General features: G+C 27.7%; 25 protein-coding genes and 2 pseudogenes. All 27 read right to left on the minus strand.

Annotated elements, in window-relative coordinates; translation table 11 throughout:
• The 27 genes and pseudogenes from HMPREF1092_RS07200 to HMPREF1092_RS07325 all read right to left on the minus strand — a co-directional run bounded on the left by HMPREF1092_RS07200 (position 1) and on the right by HMPREF1092_RS07325 (position 23,625).
• Complete coding sequence (locus HMPREF1092_RS07200) at positions 1-843, minus strand: MinD/ParA family protein (protein WP_040414061.1); 843 nt, start codon at positions 841-843, stop codon at positions 1-3.
• A pseudogene (gene flhF, locus HMPREF1092_RS07205) lies at positions 843-2,012 on the minus strand (flagellar biosynthesis GTPase FlhF). The gene HMPREF1092_RS07200 and the pseudogene flhF overlap by 1 nt, the downstream one beginning before the upstream one ends.
• On the minus strand, positions 2,013-4,079 hold the full coding sequence (flhA, locus tag HMPREF1092_RS07210) for a flagellar biosynthesis protein FlhA (RefSeq protein ID WP_002597989.1): 2,067 nt from the start codon (positions 4,077-4,079) through the stop codon (positions 2,013-2,015).
• A gap of 23 nt (positions 4,080-4,102) precedes the next feature.
• A complete protein-coding gene (locus HMPREF1092_RS07215; RefSeq protein WP_002597990.1) occupies positions 4,103-5,938 on the minus strand; it encodes a fused FliR family export protein/FlhB family type III secretion system protein in 1,836 nt (611 codons plus the stop codon).
• Positions 5,939-5,947: 9 nt separating this feature from the next.
• Positions 5,948-6,217 (minus strand): flagellar biosynthesis protein FliQ, encoded by a 270-nt coding sequence (gene fliQ / locus HMPREF1092_RS07220; RefSeq protein WP_002597991.1) that lies wholly within the window; start codon positions 6,215-6,217, stop codon positions 5,948-5,950.
• A gap of 14 nt (positions 6,218-6,231) precedes the next feature.
• Positions 6,232-7,011 (minus strand): flagellar type III secretion system pore protein FliP, encoded by a 780-nt coding sequence (gene fliP / locus HMPREF1092_RS07225; protein ID WP_002597992.1) that lies wholly within the window; start codon positions 7,009-7,011, stop codon positions 6,232-6,234.
• Positions 7,004-7,393, minus strand: coding sequence for a flagellar biosynthetic protein FliO (locus HMPREF1092_RS07230; RefSeq protein ID WP_002597993.1), 390 nt, complete (start codon positions 7,391-7,393; stop codon positions 7,004-7,006). Before HMPREF1092_RS07230 ends, fliP begins: the two co-directional genes overlap by 8 nt.
• Before the next feature lie 12 nt (positions 7,394-7,405).
• Positions 7,406-7,855 carry a flagellar basal body-associated FliL family protein gene (locus tag HMPREF1092_RS07235; protein WP_002597994.1) on the minus strand — a complete coding sequence of 150 codons (450 nt, stop codon included), beginning with the start codon at positions 7,853-7,855 and terminating at the stop codon, positions 7,406-7,408.
• A 1-nt stretch (position 7,856) separates the two neighbouring features.
• Positions 7,857-8,597, minus strand: a complete 741-nt coding sequence (locus tag HMPREF1092_RS07240; RefSeq protein ID WP_002597995.1) for an OmpA family protein — start codon at positions 8,595-8,597, stop codon at positions 7,857-7,859.
• A gap of 2 nt (positions 8,598-8,599) precedes the next feature.
• Complete coding sequence (locus HMPREF1092_RS07245; RefSeq protein WP_002597996.1) at positions 8,600-9,403, minus strand: motility protein A; 804 nt, start codon at positions 9,401-9,403, stop codon at positions 8,600-8,602.
• A 12-nt stretch (positions 9,404-9,415) separates the two neighbouring features.
• Positions 9,416-9,607: a flagellar FlbD family protein gene (locus tag HMPREF1092_RS07250; protein ID WP_002597997.1), complete on the minus strand. Its 192-nt coding sequence runs from the start codon at positions 9,605-9,607 to the stop codon at positions 9,416-9,418.
• A 69-nt stretch (positions 9,608-9,676) separates the two neighbouring features.
• A complete protein-coding gene (locus HMPREF1092_RS07255) occupies positions 9,677-11,890 on the minus strand; it encodes a flagellar hook-basal body complex protein (protein WP_423219193.1) in 2,214 nt (737 codons plus the stop codon).
• Positions 11,872-12,370 (minus strand): annotated as a pseudogene (locus HMPREF1092_RS17745) (flagellar hook-basal body complex protein); the annotation flags it as partial. The pseudogene HMPREF1092_RS17745 and the gene HMPREF1092_RS07255, both read right to left, overlap by 19 nt.
• Positions 12,371-12,447: 77 nt before the next feature.
• Positions 12,448-12,828 (minus strand): TIGR02530 family flagellar biosynthesis protein, encoded by a 381-nt coding sequence (locus HMPREF1092_RS07260; RefSeq protein WP_002597999.1) that lies wholly within the window; start codon positions 12,826-12,828, stop codon positions 12,448-12,450.
• Positions 12,829-12,855: 27 nt separating this feature from the next.
• Entirely contained in the window at positions 12,856-13,560 is a 705-nt protein-coding gene (locus tag HMPREF1092_RS07265; protein ID WP_002598000.1) for a flagellar hook assembly protein FlgD, read from the minus strand.
• Positions 13,561-13,573: 13 nt separating this feature from the next.
• The gene (fliK, locus tag HMPREF1092_RS07270; protein WP_002598001.1) at positions 13,574-15,010 is read right to left on the minus strand and encodes a flagellar hook-length control protein FliK; all 1,437 of its coding nucleotides are present in this window, start codon (positions 15,008-15,010) and stop codon (positions 13,574-13,576) included.
• 4 nt (positions 15,011-15,014) lie between these two features.
• On the minus strand, positions 15,015-15,458 hold the full coding sequence (locus HMPREF1092_RS07275) for a flagellar FliJ family protein (RefSeq protein WP_002598002.1): 444 nt from the start codon (positions 15,456-15,458) through the stop codon (positions 15,015-15,017).
• Positions 15,459-15,472: 14 nt separating this feature from the next.
• Positions 15,473-16,780: a flagellar protein export ATPase FliI gene (fliI, locus tag HMPREF1092_RS07280; RefSeq protein WP_002598003.1), complete on the minus strand. Its 1,308-nt coding sequence runs from the start codon at positions 16,778-16,780 to the stop codon at positions 15,473-15,475.
• Positions 16,781-16,785: 5 nt separating this feature from the next.
• Positions 16,786-17,523, minus strand: a complete 738-nt coding sequence (locus HMPREF1092_RS07285) for a FliH/SctL family protein (RefSeq protein WP_002598004.1) — start codon at positions 17,521-17,523, stop codon at positions 16,786-16,788.
• A complete protein-coding gene (fliG, locus tag HMPREF1092_RS07290; RefSeq protein ID WP_002598005.1) occupies positions 17,507-18,523 on the minus strand; it encodes a flagellar motor switch protein FliG in 1,017 nt (338 codons plus the stop codon). Before fliG ends, HMPREF1092_RS07285 begins: the two co-directional genes overlap by 17 nt.
• 5 nt (positions 18,524-18,528) lie before the next feature.
• Positions 18,529-20,079: a flagellar basal-body MS-ring/collar protein FliF gene (gene fliF, locus HMPREF1092_RS07295; protein WP_002598006.1), complete on the minus strand. Its 1,551-nt coding sequence runs from the start codon at positions 20,077-20,079 to the stop codon at positions 18,529-18,531.
• A 19-nt stretch (positions 20,080-20,098) separates the two neighbouring features.
• Entirely contained in the window at positions 20,099-20,386 is a 288-nt protein-coding gene (fliE, locus tag HMPREF1092_RS07300) for a flagellar hook-basal body complex protein FliE (RefSeq protein ID WP_002598007.1), read from the minus strand.
• 15 nt (positions 20,387-20,401) lie between these two features.
• Positions 20,402-20,806 carry a flagellar basal body rod protein FlgC gene (gene flgC, locus HMPREF1092_RS07305; protein ID WP_002598008.1) on the minus strand — a complete coding sequence of 135 codons (405 nt, stop codon included), beginning with the start codon at positions 20,804-20,806 and terminating at the stop codon, positions 20,402-20,404.
• Positions 20,807-20,810: 4 nt separating this feature from the next.
• Positions 20,811-21,212, minus strand: a complete 402-nt coding sequence (gene flgB / locus HMPREF1092_RS07310) for a flagellar basal body rod protein FlgB (RefSeq protein WP_002598009.1) — start codon at positions 21,210-21,212, stop codon at positions 20,811-20,813.
• Positions 21,213-21,396: 184 nt separating this feature from the next.
• Positions 21,397-22,260, minus strand: a complete 864-nt coding sequence (locus tag HMPREF1092_RS07315) for a flagellin (protein ID WP_002598010.1) — start codon at positions 22,258-22,260, stop codon at positions 21,397-21,399.
• Between the two features lie 108 nt (positions 22,261-22,368).
• The gene (locus HMPREF1092_RS07320) at positions 22,369-23,178 is read right to left on the minus strand and encodes a flagellin N-terminal helical domain-containing protein (RefSeq protein ID WP_002598011.1); all 810 of its coding nucleotides are present in this window, start codon (positions 23,176-23,178) and stop codon (positions 22,369-22,371) included.
• Between the two features lie 123 nt (positions 23,179-23,301).
• Entirely contained in the window at positions 23,302-23,625 is a 324-nt protein-coding gene (locus HMPREF1092_RS07325; protein WP_002598012.1) for a hypothetical protein, read from the minus strand.
• Between the last annotated feature and the right edge of the window lie 4 nt (positions 23,626-23,629).

The raw sequence follows: 23,629 nt of genomic DNA on the forward strand, positions 1-23,629 counted from the left end.
CTAAGAAAAAATATTAAAAATCCTAGAAAATATATTTTCCTTTTTTTCTCTATAAATATTTTTATTATTTAAAATTCTCTCACAAATATGCTCTATACTAATAGAAGCTTTACTATTCTTATAGTTGGTTAAAACCGGAGTTTGTAATCTTACACTTTCAACTAATTTTCTATCTTCTGGTATACACCCTAAATACTCTAAATTCATAGATAAAAACTTATTTACTACAGCTTTAAATTTACTATAGGTAACTAGTCCTTCTTTATCAGTAAGTGTCCTGTTAACTACCATCTTTATTTTAGTTTTTACATTGAAGTGTTCTGTTACTTTTAAAAGTGAATATGCATCAGTTAATGCAGTAGGCTCAGAAGTCGTTATAATTATGAGTTCTTCTGCTGAAGAAATAAATTCTAATGAAGTTTTATTAATACCTGCTCCAACATCAATTAAAATATAATTAAATTTATCTAATGAACTTAACTTTTCCAAAAAGATTTTTCTTTCTCTATCATCTATTTCATGCATACTATTTATTCTTGATCCACCTGATAAAAGCTTTATTCCTTCAGTTCCTTCTTCTAAAACTTCTTCTATAGATTTACCTTTTATAACATCAAATAAATTGTATTTAGAGTAAATTCCCATTAAAATATCATCATTTCCCATTCCCATATCAGCATCAAAAATTAAAACTTCTTTACCTTTTCTCTTTAATGCTATTGCTAAATTTACAACAAAATTACTTTTTCCAACTCCACCTTTTCCTGATGCTACTGTTATTATTCTCGTTTCATTTTCTTTCTGTTTCGCTAAATTACGTAATTTTTCAGCTTGATCCATAATCATATGCCTTCCTCCAAAAATAAAAGATCTAATACTTTTTCTTTTTTTGCATCTATTATGTCATCAGGAACATTTTGTCCAACTGTTAAATATCTTATTGGTTTTCCACTTAATTTCTGTAAATTATAGATATTCCCATAAGAAGTTGTTTCATCTAATTTAGTTATAATTATTTTGTTGTATTCTAATCCCTTGTAGCCTTCTATTATATTTTTTAAATCTTTATTTTTTGTAGTTCCACTAATAACAAGATATGTGCTATCTACTTCAGCTTTTCCTATAAGATTTTTAAGCTCTTTTATTTGCATTATATTTTTACTACTTCTCCCTGTAGAATCTATTAAAATAACATCTAAATCTTTCATAGCTTGTACAGCTTCTACCATTTCTTTATTATTTAATACAACTTTAAAATCTATATCCATTATTTCTGCATAAGTTTTAAGTTGATCAACTGCTCATATTCTATATGTATCTACAGTTATTAAACCAACTTTTTTTCCTTCTTTCAGAGCTAATTTTCCTGCAAGCTTTGCTATTGTAGTAGTTTTTCCAACTCCTGTTGGCCCTACTAAAACAATCTTCCCTTTTAATTCTTCAGTATCTATAATTATTTCTTTGTCTATTATTTCTCTTAAAGAATTTCTTACTTCTTCTTTATCATTTATATTTTTTATTTTCTCTTTAAATTCATCATAAAACTGCTCATATATATCTAACTCTTTTAATAATTCATGTAAATAATCTATTTTTTCTGTTTTTATTAATGTTTTATTTAGAATTTCTTTTATATCTGAAATTTCATGTCTTAATTTAACTACTTCTTTATTATTTGATTCATTAATATTTTCTATTACTTTATTATTATCTATTGTGTTATTTAATTTTTTATCCTCAATTGATTTATTTGATAATTTTTCTTCCATTAATTTTTTTATGCTATTTATTGAATTCTCCATATCTTGTTTTTCATCTAAATTAGTATTCTTAACTATTTTAGAATTTTCTACTGCTGCTGTAACTTCTATTAGTTTAGGTTTAAATATTCCTAAAACTCCTTCTTTTCTAACTTTTCTTTGCGTTATTATAACTGCATTTTTTCCAAGTTCACTTCTTATCATTGTTAGAGCTTCATTCATATTAGAAACAATATATTTTTTTATAACCATCTATATATTTACAACCCCTTCTGTTCTTATTTCTACATCATTTGGAATTTCATTTAATGAAAGTACTATTATATGTGGAAAAACCATTTCTATAAGTTTTCTAAAAGCTGGTCTAATATTTGGTGAAACAAGTATTATCGGTTGATTATTATTAAAATAAACCGAATCTACAGTGTTACGTACTCCATTAAATATCCTTGTAGTTGTATCTGGATCAATTGCCGGAAATGATCCTTGAATTGATTTTTGTATATTATTTGAAATAAATTCTTCTATTTCTGGATTTAAAGTTACCACTATAATTTTTCTTTCATCATCTATAAGTTGATTGCATATAGTTCTTGAAAGAGAAAATCTTACATACTCAGTTAATACTTCAATATCCTTTGTACTTCTTGAATTATCTGCTAGAGATTCCATAATTGTTACCATATCTTTTATAGGAACTTTTTCTCTTAAAAGATTTTGTAAAACTTTTTGAAGCTCTCCAATAGTTAAAAGGTCTGGTATCAATTCTTCTACTACTGCACTATATTTTTCTCTAGTATTATCAACTATAAGTTTTACTTCTTGCCTTCCTAAAAGTTCAAATGAATGTGATTTTATAGTTTCTGTTAAATGAGTTACTATAACTGTTATAGGATCAACTACTGTAAGTCCTTTTATTTCTGCTTCTTCTCTTTGATCTGTATTTATCCAAACTGCTGGAAGTCCAAATGTTGGTTCTATTGTTTTTATTCCTGATATTTCAGAACATTCCCCTGTTGGATCCATAGAAAGAAGCATATTTGGCATAAGTTCTGATTTAGAAACTACTGTTCCTCTTATTTTTATTTCATATTCATTTGTTTTTAGCTGAAGATTATCTCTAATTCTTATTGGTTGAACAACTATTCCCATTTCTATTGCACATTGCCTTCTTACAGAAGCAATTCTCTGAAGTAAATCTCCTCCAGTACTTTCATCAGCAAGAGGAATAAGTCCATATCCAATTTCTACTTCCATAGGTTCTACAGAAATTAAATTCATTACATTTTCTGGTTCTGTATTTTGAATTTCTTCATAATCTTCTTCTTCTTGAATCATATCAATTTCATTTCTCTTTCGCTCTTCTTTATATAAAAGATAACAAGCTGCTCCTGTTGATGCTGAAGCTAAAAGAAAAGGTGCTGCTGGCATATCTGGAACTATTGCTAATGAAAACATTACAAAGCTTGCTATTCCAAGAGCAACTGGAAAAGCTGTAAGTTGTTTACTTATAGTTTGACCAAAATTATCAGAATTTCCTGATCTAGTTACAAGAATACCTGAAGCTGTTGAAATAAGTAATGCTGGAACTTGACTTACTAGTCCATCTCCTACAGTTAGTCTTGTATAAAGTACAGCTGCATCTCCTACTGCTAAATCTCTTTGAATAACTCCAATTACAATTCCTGCAAGTATATTTATAACAGTTATTATTATTCCTGCTATTGCATCTCCTTTTACGAATTTAGATGCTCCATCCATAGCTCCATAAAAATCTGCTTCTGATTGAAGATCTTGTCTTCTTTTTTTAGCAGTTTCCTCATCTATAAGTCCTGAGTTTAAGTCAGCATCAATACTCATTTGTTTTCCAGGCATAGCATCAAGTGTAAATCTTGCAGATACTTCTGAAACTCTTCCTGCCCCATTTGTAATAACAACAAATTGAATAACAATTATAATAAGGAAAATAATTATTCCAACTACATAATTTCCTCCAATAACAAATTCTCCAAAAGCCTCAATTATACTTCCTGCATCTGCTTCACTTAATATAAGTCTTGTTGAAGAAATATTTAATCCTAATCTAAAAAGAGTAGTAACTAAAAGAAGTGTTGGAAATATTGATAATTGTAATACGTGTGTTGTAAACATAGTAATCATTATAATAACTACTGACATTGTTATATTTAATGCTAAAAGTACATCTAGAATTCCCTTTGGAAGAGGAATAATTATCATTAAAACTATTCCTATAACTCCAAATGCAACCATGACATCCATATTATTTTTTAAACTAAGTTTCTTATTTAACGGTGTCATAATACCCCATCCTTTTCTCAATCTTATTTATTCCTAAGCTTGTACACCATAGCAAGTATCTCTGCAACAGCATTATATAATTCAATTGGAATTTCCCTATCTATATCTATAGTTTCATACATAAGCCTTGCAAGCTCTTTATCTTCCATTATAGGAACATTATTTTCTCTTGCTATTTCTTTAATCTTTAGTGCTATATGGTCTGCTCCTTTTCCTATTACTATGGGAGCATTTCCACTATTTTCATCATATTTTAAAGCTATTGCAATATGAGTTGGATTTGTAATTACAACTGTTGCATCTCCAACAGCTTGCATCATTCTTCTAGTTGCCATCTCTCTTTGTTTTTGCTTTATTTTACCTTTTAATTGAGGATCTCCTTCCATTTGCTTAAATTCTTCTTTTATTTCTTGCTTAGTCATCTTTAAATCTTTTTTATGAAATCTAAACTGTATAAAATAATCTATTCCTGCAAGAACAATTAAGATAAGAGTTATTTGAAGAAAAATACCTATTACTAAATTTTTAATTTCATTTCCAATACTATCTATACGTAAATTAGATATTTGTAATAAAGAATCATAATTATCTACTATATAGTTATATCCAATGAAAATTACTACTGATACAACTATTAAATTTTTTACCAAATCAACAGCACTTCTTTTAGAAAACATATTTTTAAACCCATTTATAGGATTTAATTTATTAAACTGCATTTTTAAAGATTCTCCAGTTAATATAAAACCAGTTTGTCCAATACTTGCAACTATTCCTCCAATCATCATAGGTATAGCAACAGGAAGTACACAAATTAAGACTTTTATAGTAACATCAACTACAATTCCATTAATAGTCATTAAACTTATTTCTTTTAACATTCCTTCAGTTAAAAAATAAAAAAGTATATTTTTTAAATTTCCTGCTATCATTCCACTTATTCCTGCTATTAAAAGTGTACTTATAAGAATACCAACTGCAAGTCCTATATCTTTACTTCTAGCAATTTGACCTTTTTTTCTTGCTTCACTTTTCTTTTTTGGAGTTGCTTCCTCTGTTTTTTCTTCACTTCCTATAACCACAATTGGTACAGCAATAAGTAATTTAAATATATTTTCAAAAATATTAGGAATATTATGTATTGATCCTATTATTATTTTTATTGTAATTGGAAGTGCAATAATAAAAGTTATTAATGCAACTGTTATTTTTACTGGCATTCCTAATATCATTACATTTATAGCTGGAACTGCTCTAGAAACAAGAGCTAAACAAATATCTGTTATAAAAATTATTATTAAAAATGGTAATGCTATTTTTACTCCAACAAAAAATAATTCTGTTAAAGTCCTCATTACTTCCATTATTGTTTCACCATAAACTATAGTTTCTCCTAATGGAACTATCCTAAAACTTTCTATTAAGAGCTTTAATAAAAGGTGATGTCCATCTATAATAAAAAATATTGCTATAGATATCATATAAATTAAGTTTGATATTAATGTTGCATTTATATTTGTTGCAGGATCTAACATTGAAACCATTGAAAGTCCACCTTGCATATCTATAAATGCCCCTGCCATCTTAAAGAATAAAAATATTGCATTTATTAAAAATCCTATTATAACTCCAGTTATTATTTCACTTACAACTGCAAACCAAAGTGAAAAATTTCCGTTTATACTTTGTATATTAGAATAATCTATTCCATCTATTATGCAAAATGCTATTATTATTCCAAGCATCCCTTTTAATATTTGTGGTGTTCCTTTTGGAAATAAAATACTAAAGCTTAAAAATAAAGCTGTTATTCTTATAAAAACTAATGTTAATCCTAGAAAATATAATGTATTTACCATATTCCCACCTTAGGTTGAAATCTTTATAATCATTTCAAAAATTCTTTCTGTAAATCCCATCATAGTATGAAGCATAAAACTTCCTAAAAATAATCCAACAGCAGCTACTGCTAAAAGCTTTGGAACAAAAGTTAATGTTTGTTCCTGTATTTGAGTAGTTGCTTGAAGTATACTTATTAAAAGTCCAACAACCATAGCAACAATTAATATTGGTCCTGCTATTTTAAATGCTGTTTTTATAGCATCTGAAACTATTCCTATTACAAAATTTTCAGTCATATTTTACTCTCCTTTTATCCAAAACTTAGTATTAAAGACCTTACCATTAGATACCATCCATCAACCATTACAAAAAGTAATAATTTAAATGGAATTGAAACCATTACTGGAGGCAACATAAACATTCCCATAGACATTAATACACTAGCAACTACCATATCTATTATTAAGAAAGGTAAAAATATTAAAAATCCTATTTGGAAAGCTGTTTTAAGTTCACTAATAGCAAAAGCTGGTATGATAACTGTTAATGGAATATTTTCTTTAGTTATTTTTTCTTTATCTAAATTTGAGCTCTCTATAAATAACTCTAAATCTTTTTGTCTAGTTTGCTTTAGCATAAAATCTTTTAGAGGTTTTGTTCCTCTTTCTATAGCTTGTTCCTGTGTTATTTTTTGTTCACTATATGGATTTAATGCCTTATCATTTATTTCCGCATAAATCGGTCTCATTATAAATATTGTTAGAAATAAAGCTAGTCCAACTAATATTTGACTTGGTATAGATTGTTGAGCCCCCATTGCTGTTTTTAAAAATGAAAATACTACTGCAATTCTTGTAAAAGATGTTACCATTATTATTAAAGAAGGTAATATCGCAAGCATTGTGAAAAATATAAATATTTTTATATTTTGAACATATTCCTTTGGACTTCCTTTCTGACCAAAAGAAATATTAACATCTGGTACATTAACTGAATCTGGTACAGCACTAGCTATTATATCTGGTATAAAAACACTTCCTATTAAAATTGTTAAGAGTGCTATAAATAAAATCTTTTTTCTCTTACCCATTTTTTTCTTCCTTCGCCTTAATTTTTTTAGCTATAGTACTTATTCTACACATCATTTTATCTTCAATAACTTTATAAAATTCTTTTAAATCCTCTTCTTTTTGTTTTTTCTTTTTTTCAATTTCTAATATTTCTTCTTTTGTTAATTCTTTAAGTTTTTCTGTATTTCCATTTGATGTACTCATTATCCATCCCTCTTCGCCCACTTTAACTATTAAAAGAGAAATATCTTTTCCTATTTGTGTTCTATCTATAACTTTTATATATTTATCACTACTGACTTTTTTAACTCCATTATTTGCAAATTTAAAGGTTAAAAACATCAGTAAAAGTACCACACCTAATGAAATTACTAATTTTAAGAACATTAATCCTAATTCCATAATTTTTCTTCCTTACTGTACTATAATATCGTTCATGTAAACATCTAAAACTACAGGTTCTTCTAATGATTTATTTAAGCTTTCTCTTAAACCTGCTTTTAAATTCTCCTCATTTCCAGCTTTAAAATCTTCTGATTTTTTTGATTTAAAATAAAATATAGCTGAGTCTCTTAAAACTACTACATTATTTTCTAAAATTTTTACTGCTTCTTTATTTTTTGAATCATATCCTAAACTAAGATTTACTTTTACATATCTGCTTCTTTTGTCATTATCAAGATTAACCATTATTTCTCCTAAATCTTGATAAGCTTGAATAACAGGCTTATCTACATTTTGATCTTTTGATTTCATCCAAAAATAAATGCCTCCAAAACTTGTAACTCCTAATATTGCTAGAGCCAAAATTATTATAAATAAATTTTTTCCTTTTTTGCCTTTATCAACTTTTTTATCACCCATATTACCTCTCCTTACCTTCTGCTACTATTAGTATATTTACTCTTCTGTTTTTAGATTTATTTTCTATTGTTGTATTAGAAACAAGAGGCTTATATTCTCCATACCCTGAAGCACTAAATCTAGATGGATTCAATCCTTTATCACTTATAAAATACTCAACAACTGATAATGCTCTTGCAGTTGATAATTCCCAGTTATTTTTATATTCTGATGTATTTATTGGAACATTATCAGTATGTCCTTCTATAACAATTGAATTAGGCATTTCTTTTATTAATTTTGATAACTTATTTAATATTTCTTTACTATCACTTTTTAAATTAGATTTACCTGATTCAAAAAGAATACTATCTTTAAGTTGTAATATTATCCCTCTTTCATCTTCAGTAATTTCTACTACTTCATCTAAATTATTCGCTACAGAAAATCTTTTTATTTCGTCATACATAGAATGTGATGATGGGACTATTACATCTCCTTCTAATTCTCCTTCTTCTTCTCCACCTATTACTGGTACTTCTCCATTATAAAGATTATATTTAAGTACTGAATCTCCTACTTTACCTACCATAATTTCATTAAATGCCTTAGATAATTGACGAAGCTTGGCTTCATCTACTGTAGACATTGAGTAAAGAAGTATAAAAAAAGTAAGAAGTAACGTTATACAGTCTGAATAAGTATTAAGCCATTCATCGCCTCTCATTCCTCCATTATCTGTCTTCTTCCTTTTTCTAGGCATTTTTAAACAACTCCTTCGCTACTTTCCATATTACTTTTTAAAAATTCTAGTTTTTCACTTGGAGTAAGATATGTTATAAGTTTTTCTTCAACAATTCTTGGATTTACTCCTGATTGTATTGAAAGAATTCCTTCTACCATCATTTCTCTAGTTGATACTTCTAAAGCTGTCTTTTTATTTAAATTTGTTGCAATTGGAATACAAAATAAATTTGCAAGTATAGTTCCATAAAAAGTAGTTATTAAAGCTTTTCCCATTCCTGATGCTATAGTTGTTGAATCAGTTAAATTTTGAAGCATTTGAATAAGTCCTATAAGAGTTCCTATCATCCCAAATGCTGGTGCAAAAGCTCCCCATGTTTGGAACATATCAGCTCCTATCTTATGTCTGTTTTCCATTTCAGAAATCTCTAGTTCTAAAATTTCTGAAATAGTCTCAGGTTCTATACCATCTACAACCATTTGAAGTCCTTTTTTTAGAAATTCATCTTCTATAGTTGAAATTTCATCTTCTAAAGATAAAAGCCCTTCTCTTCTTGCTCTTTTTGAAAGTTCTGAGAATCTATTTATTATTTCAGATTTAGATGATTTTGTGCTCTTAAATGCCTCTCCTAAAATACGACCCATTCTTTTTAAATCAGCATTATCTATAGTTATCAAAATTGCACAAAATGATCCTCCTACTGTTATTGCTATAGAAGGCATATCCCAAAATAAAAGTAAACTACTTCCATTTGACATTGCCCAAGCTAAAAGACCTATTCCTATGACCAGCCCAACACCTGTTAATGCATCTGACTTTTTCATAATTATTCCCCCCTAAATTCTATAAGTAACTATCCTATTTTTATATTTAATTACTTCTTCTACAACTTCATCTACACTCTCTAGGACAATATACTTTTTTCCATTAGTTAAGGTTATTATTGTTTCAGGGACTTCCTCTATTTTCTCTATATGGTCTGCATTTAATATAAATTCTTTATTATTCATTCCTGTTACATCAATCATAAAATTTCTCCCTTTTAACCTATTTAAAGTTAGAGAAAGAAAACTTTCTCTAACTAAATTTTATATAAATTATCTTTTTAAATTTATAATATCTTGAAGTACTTCATCTCCAGTAGTTATCATTTTTCCACTTGCTTGGAATGCTCTAGTAGTTACTATCATATCTGTAAATTGTTCTGCCAAGTCTACATTAGACATTTCAAGCATTCCTTGAATATTATCTCCATATCCTTTACTATTATCCTCACCTAAAGTTCCAACTCCACTTTTTATAATAGCTTCACCAGAGTTTACAGAACCTGAATAAAGATTTCCTCCCATACTAGTTAATCCTTCTGGATTTTTAAAACTTGCCATAGCAATTTGTCCAAGAGCTGCAACTCTACCATCTTCTAAAACTCCTGTTATTATTCCATTTTTATCTATAGAATAAGTTTTAACTCTAAGCTCTTGATTAGAACCTGGCATTCTTACTTTATCTGGAATTTTTAAGGTTTTAAGTTCAGAATCATATGCTTTAAGTTCTCCTGCTCCATTAACAAAATTTAATACTCCATCTTCTCCTAAACTTTGTACTGGTGTACCACCTAAAACAATATCTGATTCTGTCCCACTTATTACTCCAGGATTTCCTGAAATAGTTATCCCTTGATTTATTCCTGAATCTCTCAATGCTTTATTTAATGCATTTTGAATTGAAGTTCCTGTTGTAGCTCCATTAGTTACTAAATCTGCATTTATTACTATAGTTTTATTTTTAGAATCAATTGTTGCTTCTGTTTTTGTTCCAGCAGTTATTTTTCCTATTTGTATTGTATAATTATTTAGAGAACCTCCTGGTCCTAAAGTAACTTCCATTCCAAATAAATTTACTTTTCCAGGTGATTTTAATTCTTCTCCACCTTCAATAGCATTTGACATCATTTGATCATTTATTTTTCCTGTACCTGATAATTTTATTTTATATTCTTTCATTCCATCATCATCAAGCTTTAATGCATTTTTTATTGCCCCATTAAGCTTTTCTTCTAAACTTCTAGCTGATACACCCATTAGATCTAAGAAATTACCGTTTATAATTATTTTTTCTATTTTTCCTGTTGATCCAAGCTTTACTTCAATTGGATCTGTTCCTGAATAATTTATATCTCCAACTTCAAATTTAACATCATTGTAGTTTGAATTTTGAGGCATTTCTATATCAATTCCACATATATTTACAACTCCAGGAGCTTTAGGATTAACTCCTTTATCATCTACTTCTATATGTTTAAATGTATCATTATTAGGATTTGTTATATTAGTTCCTGTAACTTCTATAGTTAAAAGGCTTTCATCAAAACTATCACCTAATGCTTTCTTTAATTCTTTTTTTAATTCAGAATTAACTTCACTTGTAGTAGCTCCTTCTTTGACTTTTATTTTTAAATTTTTAGGACCTGCCGTAACTTCTACATTTTTGCTCATTGTATCTGATACTTCATATGAAATTTTATATCCATTAAAATAGCTTGATTTTCCAAGTGTCAATTTTAATGGTGGATCAACTGTTCCATCACCTTTTATAGTAGTATTAGGAGCTACAGCATTAACTCCACCTTTTGCTTCTCCTTTTATTCCTTTAAGAGGTGTAATAGATCCTGCCATTATTACTTCTTGATCTATTCCTACTTTTTCTAATTCAGAATTTATTATATCTTGAAGATCTTTTCCTGAGATTTTTTCTTGCTCAACAAGATTAGCTTGTACTATTATTTTTTTATTATTTTCATCAATACTAGCTTTTATATCAACATCTACTCCATTTTCATTTTTTAAAGGTTCAACTGTATGTTGAAGTTCAAAAACATATCCATTTAATGAACTTCCTTCTGTAAACTTAACAGTACATCCTGAAAAACTTAAGCTACTTGGAGATGTTGAATCTGATCCTCCTATTATTTTATCTGTACTAAGATTTGAAATAGTCATAGGTTTTCCTGACACAAATACTTCTTGAGATATTCCTGCTGCTGTAACTCCTTTATTCATAGCAAGTTGAATTTGATCTGTACTAACTGATCCCGGACTTGAAAAATCTCCACTTACTATAAGTCTTTTATTTTCTTTATCTACTTCACAAGAAGTTACAGTTCCTGGTCCTACTTCTCCTAACACTACTTTATATTCATTAAGTTGAGAACCTGGTCCAAATCTTACATCTAATCCAGCTGCTGATATAGGCTGTGGTCTTTGTGATGTAGCTTGCATACCATTATCATCATTAGTTAAAGAGTATCCCATTACTCTAAATCCATCTCCTGTTAAAAGATTTCCCTCTCTATCTAAAATAAATGATCCATCTCTTGAATACATAATGTCATTTTGTGAATTTCCAGTAGGTGTTAATGTATGTGCTCCTGCTCCATGATTAACATTTAGACTTCCATTAAAAACTTCTGGTCCTTTACTTACCATAAAGAACCCATCTCCATCTATAGCAACATCTAAATTTCTTCCTGTTGGTTGCATCATTCCTTGTGTCATTACTGTGTCTATACTAGCAAGTTGAACTCCAAGTCCTACTTGTGAAGCATTTTTTCCCCCTTGATTTGCTGAAGGTGACATAGCTTCTGAAACATTTTGTCTAAGCATATCTGAAAATCTTGCTCTTGAAGATTTAAAAGCTGTAGTTCCAACATTTGATATATTATTACCAATTACATCAAGCTTAACTTGATTTACTTTCATACCACTAATTCCTGAATACATTGATCTTAACATGTCTTTTCCCCCTAAATTCTATAACTTTTCCTGTTTCCGTCATTCCACAGGATAGGCCTCCTTTATCTAGGTCCAGCCTATAAAACTACTACGCTATCTATATTTGTATATATATTTTCTTTCGCTCTTTCCCTAGATATAGCTGTAATTACTGTTCTATTTTTTATACTTGTAATTAAGGCCAAATCTTTATATATCATTAGTGAGTTTTTTGATCCTTTTTCTTCAGCAAGTTTAAATCCTTTTTCTATATTTTTCATATCTTGTTTATTAAAATTTATTTCTTTTAACCTAATTTCCGCATGCTTTGAAATAGTATAATTTATTTTTTCTATTTCATTTTTTAGAGCTTCATTAAAACTTGTATTTCTACTTACTTCTTTTTTCTTTTGATTAATATTATTGCACCCTATATCTAATACTCTATGTGCAACTCCATTAATCATTCTATACCCCATAAATTCTCACGCCTTTTTTATTTATTTTTAATTATTTTCAGGCTTATTTATATCTTCAAAATCTCCAACTTTAATTATCTTATCGTAGGTATATTCTTTTATTTCTCCTGACTCAAGTTCTACTCTTACTTTTACAACTCCATCATCTTTAAAAACACCTTTAACTATTCCTTTTAAATTATTTTTCTGCTCATCTTGTTCACTTAGCTCAACATTTTTTCCTATAAATGAAGAAGCAACTAAAAATGACATATTTCCGTTCATATTATTTATAGAAGGAAGAGAATAATCTGGAACATCTAACACCGTTACAACATCCTCTATTTTAAAATCTTTATAACTGTTTTTCCCATATTCATTTACTTCTAATGAAATAACTGTTCCCGAACTTGTTGAATTAACTCCTTTTACTACTCCTGTATATGGATTACCATTTGAATCCACAACATTAACAGTTACTCCTTTTCCAACTAATTGTTGAGCAGTATATTTTGTCATAGTTTCATTTAAATTTGTCATTTGTTCCATAGCTGAAAATTGGGCCATTTGAGATACATATTGTGTTGAGTCTATATCTTGTGTTGGGTCCTGATTTGCAAGTTCTGCAGCTAATATATTAAGGAACGCATTTTTATCCATATTATCTCCTGGTTTAATAATTTTAGTTCCTCTCTCTGTCGCACGTGCACCATCATAACTTAAATTATTTTTTATACTAATATCACTTGGCATATTTTACTTCCCCCTAAGCTAATGTATTTAAAAGTATATCTTCTTCATTTTCTTTTATTTCTTCTAAGTCTAAGTCTTCATTTTCATAATTAAAATTACTATCTTCTTTATTTTCTCTACTATTTTTATTAAATTCATTTTCATTATAAAAAGTAGTATCTTCATAAAGACTTATATCTACATTTGATATTTTTAATCCATTTTCTACTAATAGCTTTTTTATTTCACTTGAGTTTTGAGAAATTAAATTAAATGTATCTTTTGAATTAGCTTTTAAAGTTGCCTTTAAAACCTCTTCATCTTTAGATATATTTATTATTATTTCTCCTAAATCTCTTGGATAAACTTTTACGGTAAGTTCTTTAACACCATTAATATTCATATATTTTATGCTCTTTATTAAATCAGTATTTATATTACTTTTTCTAATAACTACAGGTTCATTTCCTTTTGTAGCTTTATTTAAAACCTCTAGCCTCCTATTAAATAAACTTTTATTTTCATTTTTATCTAATATTGAAGCTAATATATCATCTTCATTCTTTTCTGATACTAAGCCTTCTTCTTTCCCTTTTATTTTTATATCTAAAGGTTTTTCTTCGTTAAAATTTGATTTAATTTCTCCTAAATTCTCAATACCCTCTTTTTTATCACTTAAATTATTTAGATAATCTAATCCTTTAATTACATCTTTTAAAGATATATGCTTTTCATCTTTTTTCATATTATTATCAATATTTAATAAAATATTTTTAAAATTATCTTTTTCATATATCTTTATTAAATTCTCATCTTTTATATCGTAATTCTTTATATTTATTAATCCTTTTAATAAACTTTCAAAAATATTTTCTTTTAACTCTTTAAAATCTATATCTAGTTTTAAAGTAATATTTTCTATATTTGAAAATTCTTCTTTTGATAATTTTTCTTTTAATTCTTCTAAAAATTTAAAATCTATTTTTTCATTGTTTTTTATTAAATTATTATCTAAAAAATTAGATGTTTTTATTTTTTCCACTTCTCTTTTTAATAAATCTAAATTGAAGTTTATATTCTCTAATTTTAAATTAAAATCAGTTAAGTTTTCACTTCCACTTTCTAACTCTTTAAAATCTTTTACTAATGTTTGGATTAATGAGTACAAACTTAAAATACTAATAACATCTTCTTTTAAATCACTATCTTTAATTTTTTCTAAAGAATCCAAAATTACTTTATTATCTAAAAAGATATCCTCTTCTTTTTCGAAAGTTTTTTTATTTAATTCATTTACGTTATTTTCATCAAAAGAATCTTTTTTTTCTATTTTTTTGCTAGCTTCTTTTCCTTTTTCTAAAATGCTTTTAAAGCTATCTTCATTATTTATAGAGGTTCCTTCTTTTTTAATATTTAATTCAATATTTTTAGGTTCTAATGAATTGATATTTTTTAATAAATTTAAATTCACTTTTTCACCTCCTTTCAATATTTCTTATGTAACTATAAAGTGCAAACTCATCATTATTTATAGATTCCATTCTGTCTAACTCTTTAAAAAACTTTTCCTTATCTTTTTCTTTTAGCTTTTCTACTGTTTTTCGTTCCTTTTGTTTCACTATAAGATCTTCTCTTCTAAAATAAAGTTCTTTTTCTTTTATTTTTACTTGTTTTTCTGCTTCTTTTTTCCCAATTTCTAAAGCTTTTAAATAATTTCTTTTTATCTTCTGATAAATTAAATCTTCATCTGTTTTTATACCACTATATTTCTTTATATCCTCTTTTATAATATTTAATTTTTCTTTTTCTTTATTTAAAGCTTTCATACTTTCTCTAAAAAGTCTTTTACTCTCTTCTTCCTTTTCTTCTCTTAAATCTAAAAGTTTTTGAAGTTTAAATTCATATTTTACGCTTCCCAAAAGTTATCAATCCTTTACTTAAAAACTGATGTTAATTTATTTATACTATCAATAAAATCTGATTTTTCATCTATCCCTTGTTTTAAATAAGCTTCCAAGTATTCATGATATTGTATTGCCATATCAACTTTTTTATTAGAGCCTTTTATATAAGCTCCTATATTTATCAAATCCTCTGATTCAGTATATGCTGCTAAAAGTTCTCTTCCTATAGAAGCTGATCTTTTATGATTTTCCTCAGCTATTTGAGACATAAGTCTACTTACACTATTTAATACATCAATTGCAGGATAATGATTTTTATGTGCTAATTTTCTAGATAAAACAATATGACCATCTAATATTCCTCTTACTGTATCTGCTATTGGTTCATTAAAATCATCTCCATCAACAAGAACAGTATAAAATGCAGTAATAGAACCTTTTTCTGATGTCCCTGACCTTTCCATAAGTTTAGGTAACATTGCAAATACAGATGGAGTATATCCCTTTTGTGCTGGTGGTTCTCCAATAGCAAGCCCAACTTCTCTTTGAGCCATTGCAAATCTTGTTACTGAATCCATCATAAGAATTACTTTTTTTCCTTTATCTCTAAAGTACTCTGCAATAGCTGTTGCTGTTAATGCTCCTTTTATTCTTATAAGAGCTGGTTTATCTGAAGTTGCACAAACAACTACAGTTTTTTTCATTCCTTCTTCACCAAGATCTTTTTCTATAAATTCTAATACTTCACGACCTCTTTCTCCAATAAGCGCTATAACATTTATATCTGCTTTTGCCTCTCTTGCAATCATTCCTAAAGTTGTTGATTTTCCAACTCCACTTCCTGCAAATACCCCTATTCTTTGACCTTCTCCGCAAGTTATAAATCCATCTATTGCTCTTACGCCTGTAGGAATAATATCTTTTATTCTTTTTCTCTTTAATGGATCTGGTGGCTGATTATCAAGTGGATATTCTTCTCCTTTATCTAAAACTTCATTAGTTAAAGGATTACCAAGCCCATCTAATATTTTTCCTAAAAGGTCAAAAGAGCATTTCACATTTAAAGGTTTTTCTGTAGGAATTACTTTACATCCAGGTGATATACCTATTAATTCTCCAAGTGGCATTAAAATAACATAATTATTTCTAAATCCTACAACTTCACAGTCAATTTCTTTTCCAGCTTCGTTATACACTAAACAACGTTCTCCAACAAAAGCTTTTATTCCTTTAACTTCAATAGTTAATCCTATGACTTTTCTTACTTTACCTTCTACATAGATTGTATTTTTTTCTCTGATCTTTTTTTCTAGATTTTCAAAATCAATATTTATCATAAGTTTTACCTACCCAATAACTCTTCTTTTAATTTTTCTAACCCTATTTCTATACCAGTTTTTATTATTCCTGTTTCTTTTTCAATAATAACTTCTCCTTCTGGCAAATTATCTTTTATAGAAAATATTCCTTCTTTTATACCTAAAGTTAATTTCCATCTTTCTATATTTTCCTCTACTATAGGGATATTAACTTCATTACATTTTATTAGTATAGTTTTTTCTCCTTTTGCTTCTTCTAGAGCATTTTCTATCATTGAAATAAAAAACTCATCTTCATTTATTTTTTTATTTAATATTCTTTCTGCTATAGTAAAAGATAATTTCTTAATTTCTTTTTCTTTTGATTTTAAATAATTATTATAATCTTCTGTTGCCTTTTTTAAAATTTCTTCTGCATTTTGAACTATCTCTTCTGAAATAGAAATAGCTTTAGGAATTATTTCTTCTTTAGCTTTTTTTTTAGCATCTTCAATTCCATTATATAACCCTTGTTTATAACCTTTTTGATAGCCTTCTCTTTCTAGTTTGCTTGCTCTCTCCATAGCCTGCATTATTATTTTTTCTTTTTCTTTTTTAGCACTTTCTAATATTTCATTTGCAACATCTTTATAACACTCTTCTTTTATGTTATTTTCTTCTACTTCAGGCTTTTCACTTTCTTTTTTATAGTTAGTTGATATTTCTATTTTTTTCCCTTTTACTGCATAAGCACTTTTTGTTACACTAGATGATAATTGCATCTTCTCCACCTCTTGAAACAATAATCTCTCCTGAATCTTCTAATCTTCTTATAATACCAACAATTTTTTGTTGAACTTTTTCAACATCCATAAGTCTTACTGGTCCTAAGAATTCCATATCTTCTTTCAATGCTGCAGCTGCTCTCTTAGATTGATTTCTATAAATTGCTTGTGCAACCTCTTCAGAACATCCTTTAAGTGCAAGTGCAAGTTCTTTACTTTCAACTTGTCTAAGAACTTTTTGAATACAAACATCATCAAGAGTAATAATATCCTCAAAGACAAACATAGAACTTTTAACTCTATCAGCAAGTTCAGGATCTTCCCCTTCAAGGCCTTCTGTAATATTCTTTTCAGTTGTTCTATCAACTTGATTTAATATATCAACAAGAGTATCTACTCCACCTAAAGCTGTCATTTCTGTTTTTACAACAGAAGATAACTTGTTTTCTAATACTTTTTCTATTTCTTGTATAACCATAGGTGATGTATTATTCATTGTTGCTATTCTATAAGCTACATCACTTTGAACATCTTCAGGTAATTCTGATAAGACTTGAGCTGCTTTATCAGCTTGAAGATAACAAAGTATTAATGCTATAGTTTGAGGATGCTCTGATGTTATTACATTTAATAATTGATGTGCATCAGCTTTCCTTGCAATAGAAAAAGGTCTATATTGGGCTGTTGCCTCCGAAACTTTCTCTAATATTTCCATAGCTCTTTGACTTCCTAAAGCTTTTGAAAGTAGTTGTTTTGCATATTCCATACCACCTTCTAAAATATATTCACGTGCCTTATTTATTTGTAGAAATTCATTTAAAATTTCTTGTCTATCATCTGAGTTAACACTAGTTATATTTGCAATTTCATATGTTATTTTTTGAATATCACTTTCAGGTAATCTTTTTAAAATGCCTGAAGATATTTCTGGGCCAAGAGTTATAAATAATAATGCAGCCTTTTGAACTCCAGTGGCTTTACTTTTATCTTTAGCCATAATTATCACCTCTCATTTTCTGATAACCAAGACCTAATAACTTCTACTACTTGGTCAGGCTTTTCCTTTGCATAATTTTTAACTTCATTTTCAAGATGTAATTTTTCATTTTCATTTCCAAAATCAATAGGTTTAAACATATTTTCAGAGTTTTTAAAATCTTCTGTTCCAACAACTACATCTAATCTTTTTTCTTCTTTTTCTTCTCGCTTTTTATTAATAAATTTAACTAAGAATATAATTAATCCTATAATTAAAATTATTCCTAAAACTAACATAACAAGTTTTATAATTTTTTCTCTTTTTAATTGCTCATTAAATTCTTTTATTTGATTTTCTTGTTCCATTTTTATAGCTGGATCAAAATCCATACTTGCAACTGATATTTTATCTCCTCTTTCAGAATTAAGCCCTATTGCATTTTCTACAGATTGAGTAATAGTATTTATAGTTCCTGTATCAAGATTACCATCAATTATTACAGAAGCAGTTAATCTCTTAACTTCTCCTGGTGCACTTATTACTTGAGTTTCTGTTTTTCCACTCTCATAATTTGTGCTTTGCTCATTTTTACTCGATTTTACACCTGAATTATTTTCTCCTATTGTATTACTCATATTATTATCTACCGGACTTTCACTTGTTGCTCCATTTGAAGTTGAATTTCCTTCACTTATAATTTGTTGACTTACTATAACTTTATTTGGATCTATAACTGTCTCAGTTTTTTTCTTTGAATCAAAATCTAAATCAACATTTACTGTTGCCTTAACTTTTCCTTTTCCTAAAACAGGTTCTAAAAGTGATACTATTTCTTTTTGTAATTTTTCTTCATAATCTCTTTCACTTTTATATTGAGTATCTAATGAATTTACTCCACCTGCACTTAATCCATTTTCATAATCTATCCCTTGAGATAAAAGATTCATATTTTGATCTATTACTTCAATATTTTCTTTAGGAATATTTTGTATACTACCTGATACAAGTGAAACTATAGATTTTACTTGCTCTGTATTAAGCTTTCCTCCCACATTTAAAATAACTGCTGCTTTTCCTGGTTCTTTATTTTCCACGAAAACAGAATCTTTAGCTGGTGTTATGTGAACTCTAACATCTTCTACTTGCGGAAAGCTTTTTATAGTTCTTTCAAGCTCCCCTTGGAGCATTCTTTGTTTCTTTAAATTAAATTCTTCATCTGTCATCCCAAATGACCTACTATTATCCATAAGCTCATATCCTTTGCTTCCTTCTGATAATTGTGGAGCTAATTCTAACCTTAATCTATCAACTTCATCTTTATTAACTAGTATGTTATTTCCTTGAACTTTCATATCTACTTTATTTTCTTTTAATTGATTAGTAACTATTTGTGCATCATTTGGATCCAAATCTGAAAATAATACTTTATATTTATTTGCAGAATTATAAAAAAGCAACATTATTATTGCTATTATTATTGAAACTAGAGCTACTATAAGAGCTATTTTCACACCTTTACCAAGAGATTTAAATTTTTCCCATACCCCTTTAAAAACTTCTTTAAGCTTTCTCATTTTTCTCTGCTCCAATCTTTTATAACTGCATTCTGTTTATTTCTTGATAAGCCTCTACTATCTTATTTCTCACCTCAACTGCAAATTGTAATGAAAGTTTTGCTTCTTGTCCTGCAAGCATAACTTCATGAATATCTACATCTTCTCCTTTTATAAATCCAGTTTGTTTTTCTTCCGAAATAAGTTGTAATTCATTTATTTCATCTAATTTCTCTTTAAATTTATTAGAAAAACTTATATCTTTCGCTTTTTCTTTTTTACCATTTTGAAATATCTCTTCATTTGGCGTAAATCCGTTAATGACCATTTAACTTCCTCCTAATTATTTACCTATTTCTAAAGCTTTCATAAACATACTTTTACTAGCATTTAAAGTGTCAATATTTGCTTCATAAGCTCTAGTTGCTGCAATCATATCTGCCATTTCATTTAATACATTTACATTTGGCATTAATACATATCCATCTTCATCAGCATCAACATGTCCAGGATCATAAACTTTTCTTAAAGGTGATTTATCCTCTACTATACCAACAGCTTGTACTCCATTTCCTTTTAAATTTGAATCTAAAGCTTCTTTAAAAACTGCAATTTTTCTTACATAAGGCTTTCCATCTTCCCCTCTAGTTGTCATAGAGTTTGCTGAGTTTGATGCAATAGTGTCCATTCTAAGCCTTTCAGCAGCTAGCCCACTCGCACTTATCCTCATAGTTGAAAACGCATTCATTTAATTACCTCCCACCTCTTATTATATAGCTAATATTATTAAGTTTCCCTGATGCTTGTTGTACCAAAGCATTAAACTTAAGAGTATTAGATGCTTGATTTGTTTTTTCTATATCTAAATCAACGTTATTTCCATCACTTCTCATACTAGTTGATGTATCTTTTGCTAAAGTTATGTTACCTAAATTATCCCCATTTTCTAAATGTTTTGAATTTGTTTTTTTTAATTTAAAATCACTTATAGCTTTATTTAAATTTTCTTCAAAAACAACAGTATCTCTTTTGTAATTTCTAGTATTTATATTTGCTATATTATTAGCTATAGCTTTTCCTCTAAGACTTGAAGCTTTTAATCCTTCTTTCAATAAACTATATGAATCTGATGAATTTATAGCTTTAATAGTCATTTTTCACACTCCTCGTCTAAAATTTTATGTATTAAATTTTACAATAATTTCATCTATTATTAACATTATACATTTATATTATAATTTATTTTACAAATTTTTTCTATTTAATTTTACAAAGTTATAAAATTTCTTTTTAAAATAAAAAAAAGTTAAATCTTATTTTAGATTTAACTTCTCATTATTATTTTCTTATTCTTTCTAAAATACTTAATATTTCTTTAGGTAATTTATTGCTTTGAGACATTAATGCCATACTTGCGTTTATTAATATATCTGACTTTGAATATTCAAATATTTCTAATGCTATATCAGAATCTTCTAATGCACTTAATGCTTTTTCACTTGTTATATTTACAGAATTTAAATATTCAGCTCCATTTTCTACTCTTTTTTGAATTGATCCATAAATACTTCTAACATTACCAACTAAAGCTATTCCATCATCAACAGTTTTTATTGCTCTATTTGAATCTTCTAAAGTTTTTATACTTATATCTCTTATAGAGTTTCCTTTAGAATCAACTATATTTTGAGATTTTAAATTATATTTTGGAATAGTTATAGTTTCATCACTTAATGCCCCTGAAGTTGTTTTTATATTATTAGGATAATTATTGTCACTAACTTTAATATCTCCAATTAAACTTCTTCCATTAAATGAAGATCCCTTAATTATTTCATCAATACTATCTTTTATATAGTCTATTTCTGCTTGAATAATTTCTTTATCTGATTCATTATTAATATCACTTGCGCCTTTTACAGTAAGCTCTTTCATTCTTAATAATAGGTTACTTATTTCAGATAAAGACCCATCTGTTGCTTGAAGCATAGAATTAGTATCTTGAAGATTTTTTTCTGCCATTTGTAATGATTTTATTTTAATTTTTAATTCATCTGATTGCCCTATTTTATTTGGATTATCTTTAGCTGATAAAATTTTCTTTCCTGAAGATATTTTTCTAAGAGCATTAGCATTATCTATTTCATTCTTTTTTTGATTTCTAAAAATATTTAGAGAATTTAAATTTGTATTTAACCTCATATTAAAAACTCCTTTCATAAGTTTTATCTACTTTATTTTCGTCACACTATATAAAAACTTTATAAAAAAAACTCTAAGCAAAAATGCTTAGAGTTTTTATTTTAGGTATTATCTTAATAATTGAAGTACTCCTTGAGGTACTTGTTTAGCTTGAGCAAGCATAGCTTGAGAAGCTTGTGATAAGATATTAGCTTTAGAGAAGTTTAACATTTCCTTAGCCATATCTACATCTCTAATTCTTGATTCTGCTGCTTGTAAATTTTCAGCTGAATTATCATTAGTTGCAATAGTGTGCTCTAATCTATTTTGAAGTGCTCCTAAATTTGCTCTTTGTTCAGAAACAGTTTTTATAGCATCATCAATAGTTGTAATCGCAGCTGTAGCATCGTCATGATTATCGACAGTTAAACCTTCTACTCCTAAAGTTGCCGCTGTCATATCTTCTATTGTAATTTCTAAACTTTGGTCTGTATTTGCACCAATTTGAAGTTTACCTGTAAAACTTCCATCTAATAATGCTTGACCATTAAACTGTGTTTGTTCACCAATCCTAGTTATTTCCAATGCTAATTCAGTTATCTCTGCTTGGATAGCTTCTCTATCTTGCTCTACATTTGTGTCATTTGCCCCTTGAACTGCTAATTCTCTCATTCTTTGAAGCATGTTATGTGTTTCATTTAAAGCGCCTTCAGCTGTTTGAATTAAAGAAACACCATCTTGAGCATTTCTTGAAGCTCCTTCAAGCCCTCTGATTTGGCCTCTCATTTTTTCTGATATTGCAAGTCCTGCAGCGTCATCTCCAGCTCTATTGATTCTTTGACCTGAGCTTAATTTTTCCATTGCCTTACTTTGCATGTTGTTGTTGATCCCCATTTGCCTGTGAGCGTTCATAGCACTCATGTTGTGATTAATAATCATAATAAATTCCTCCCTGAATTTTAACTTAAGACGTCCTTGTCTTTTATTAATTTATTTTTATTTAAAACTTTTTAAGTTTTATACTTATTTATCGATTTATAATTTTTATACTTTATAGATTTTTTAAATTTTTTTATTTAAAAAACTATTTTTCTTTACACCATAACTATAATTATTTCTCATAAGCTTTCTTCTTTTAATTAAATCCAACTCTTTTTTTACTTCATTTTTTTTAATTTCAAGTTTTCTTAAAAGAATTTTTTCATGCTTTTCTATATCCCAAGTTTTATTAAACTCTTTTAAACTATCTATTACATCTTCTTTTTTAAGCTTTTCTATTATATCTTCTCTCTTTTCTATGGATTCTTCTATATCTTTATCTAAATCAATATCCTTAATAGCTTTTTCAGTTATTTCTTTATATTCTAATAAAAGTTTATCTATCACTATA

This window comes from Clostridium thermobutyricum (assembly GCF_000371465.1).
GTDB classification, from domain to species: Bacteria; Bacillota; Clostridia; order Clostridiales; family Clostridiaceae; genus Clostridium; species Clostridium thermobutyricum.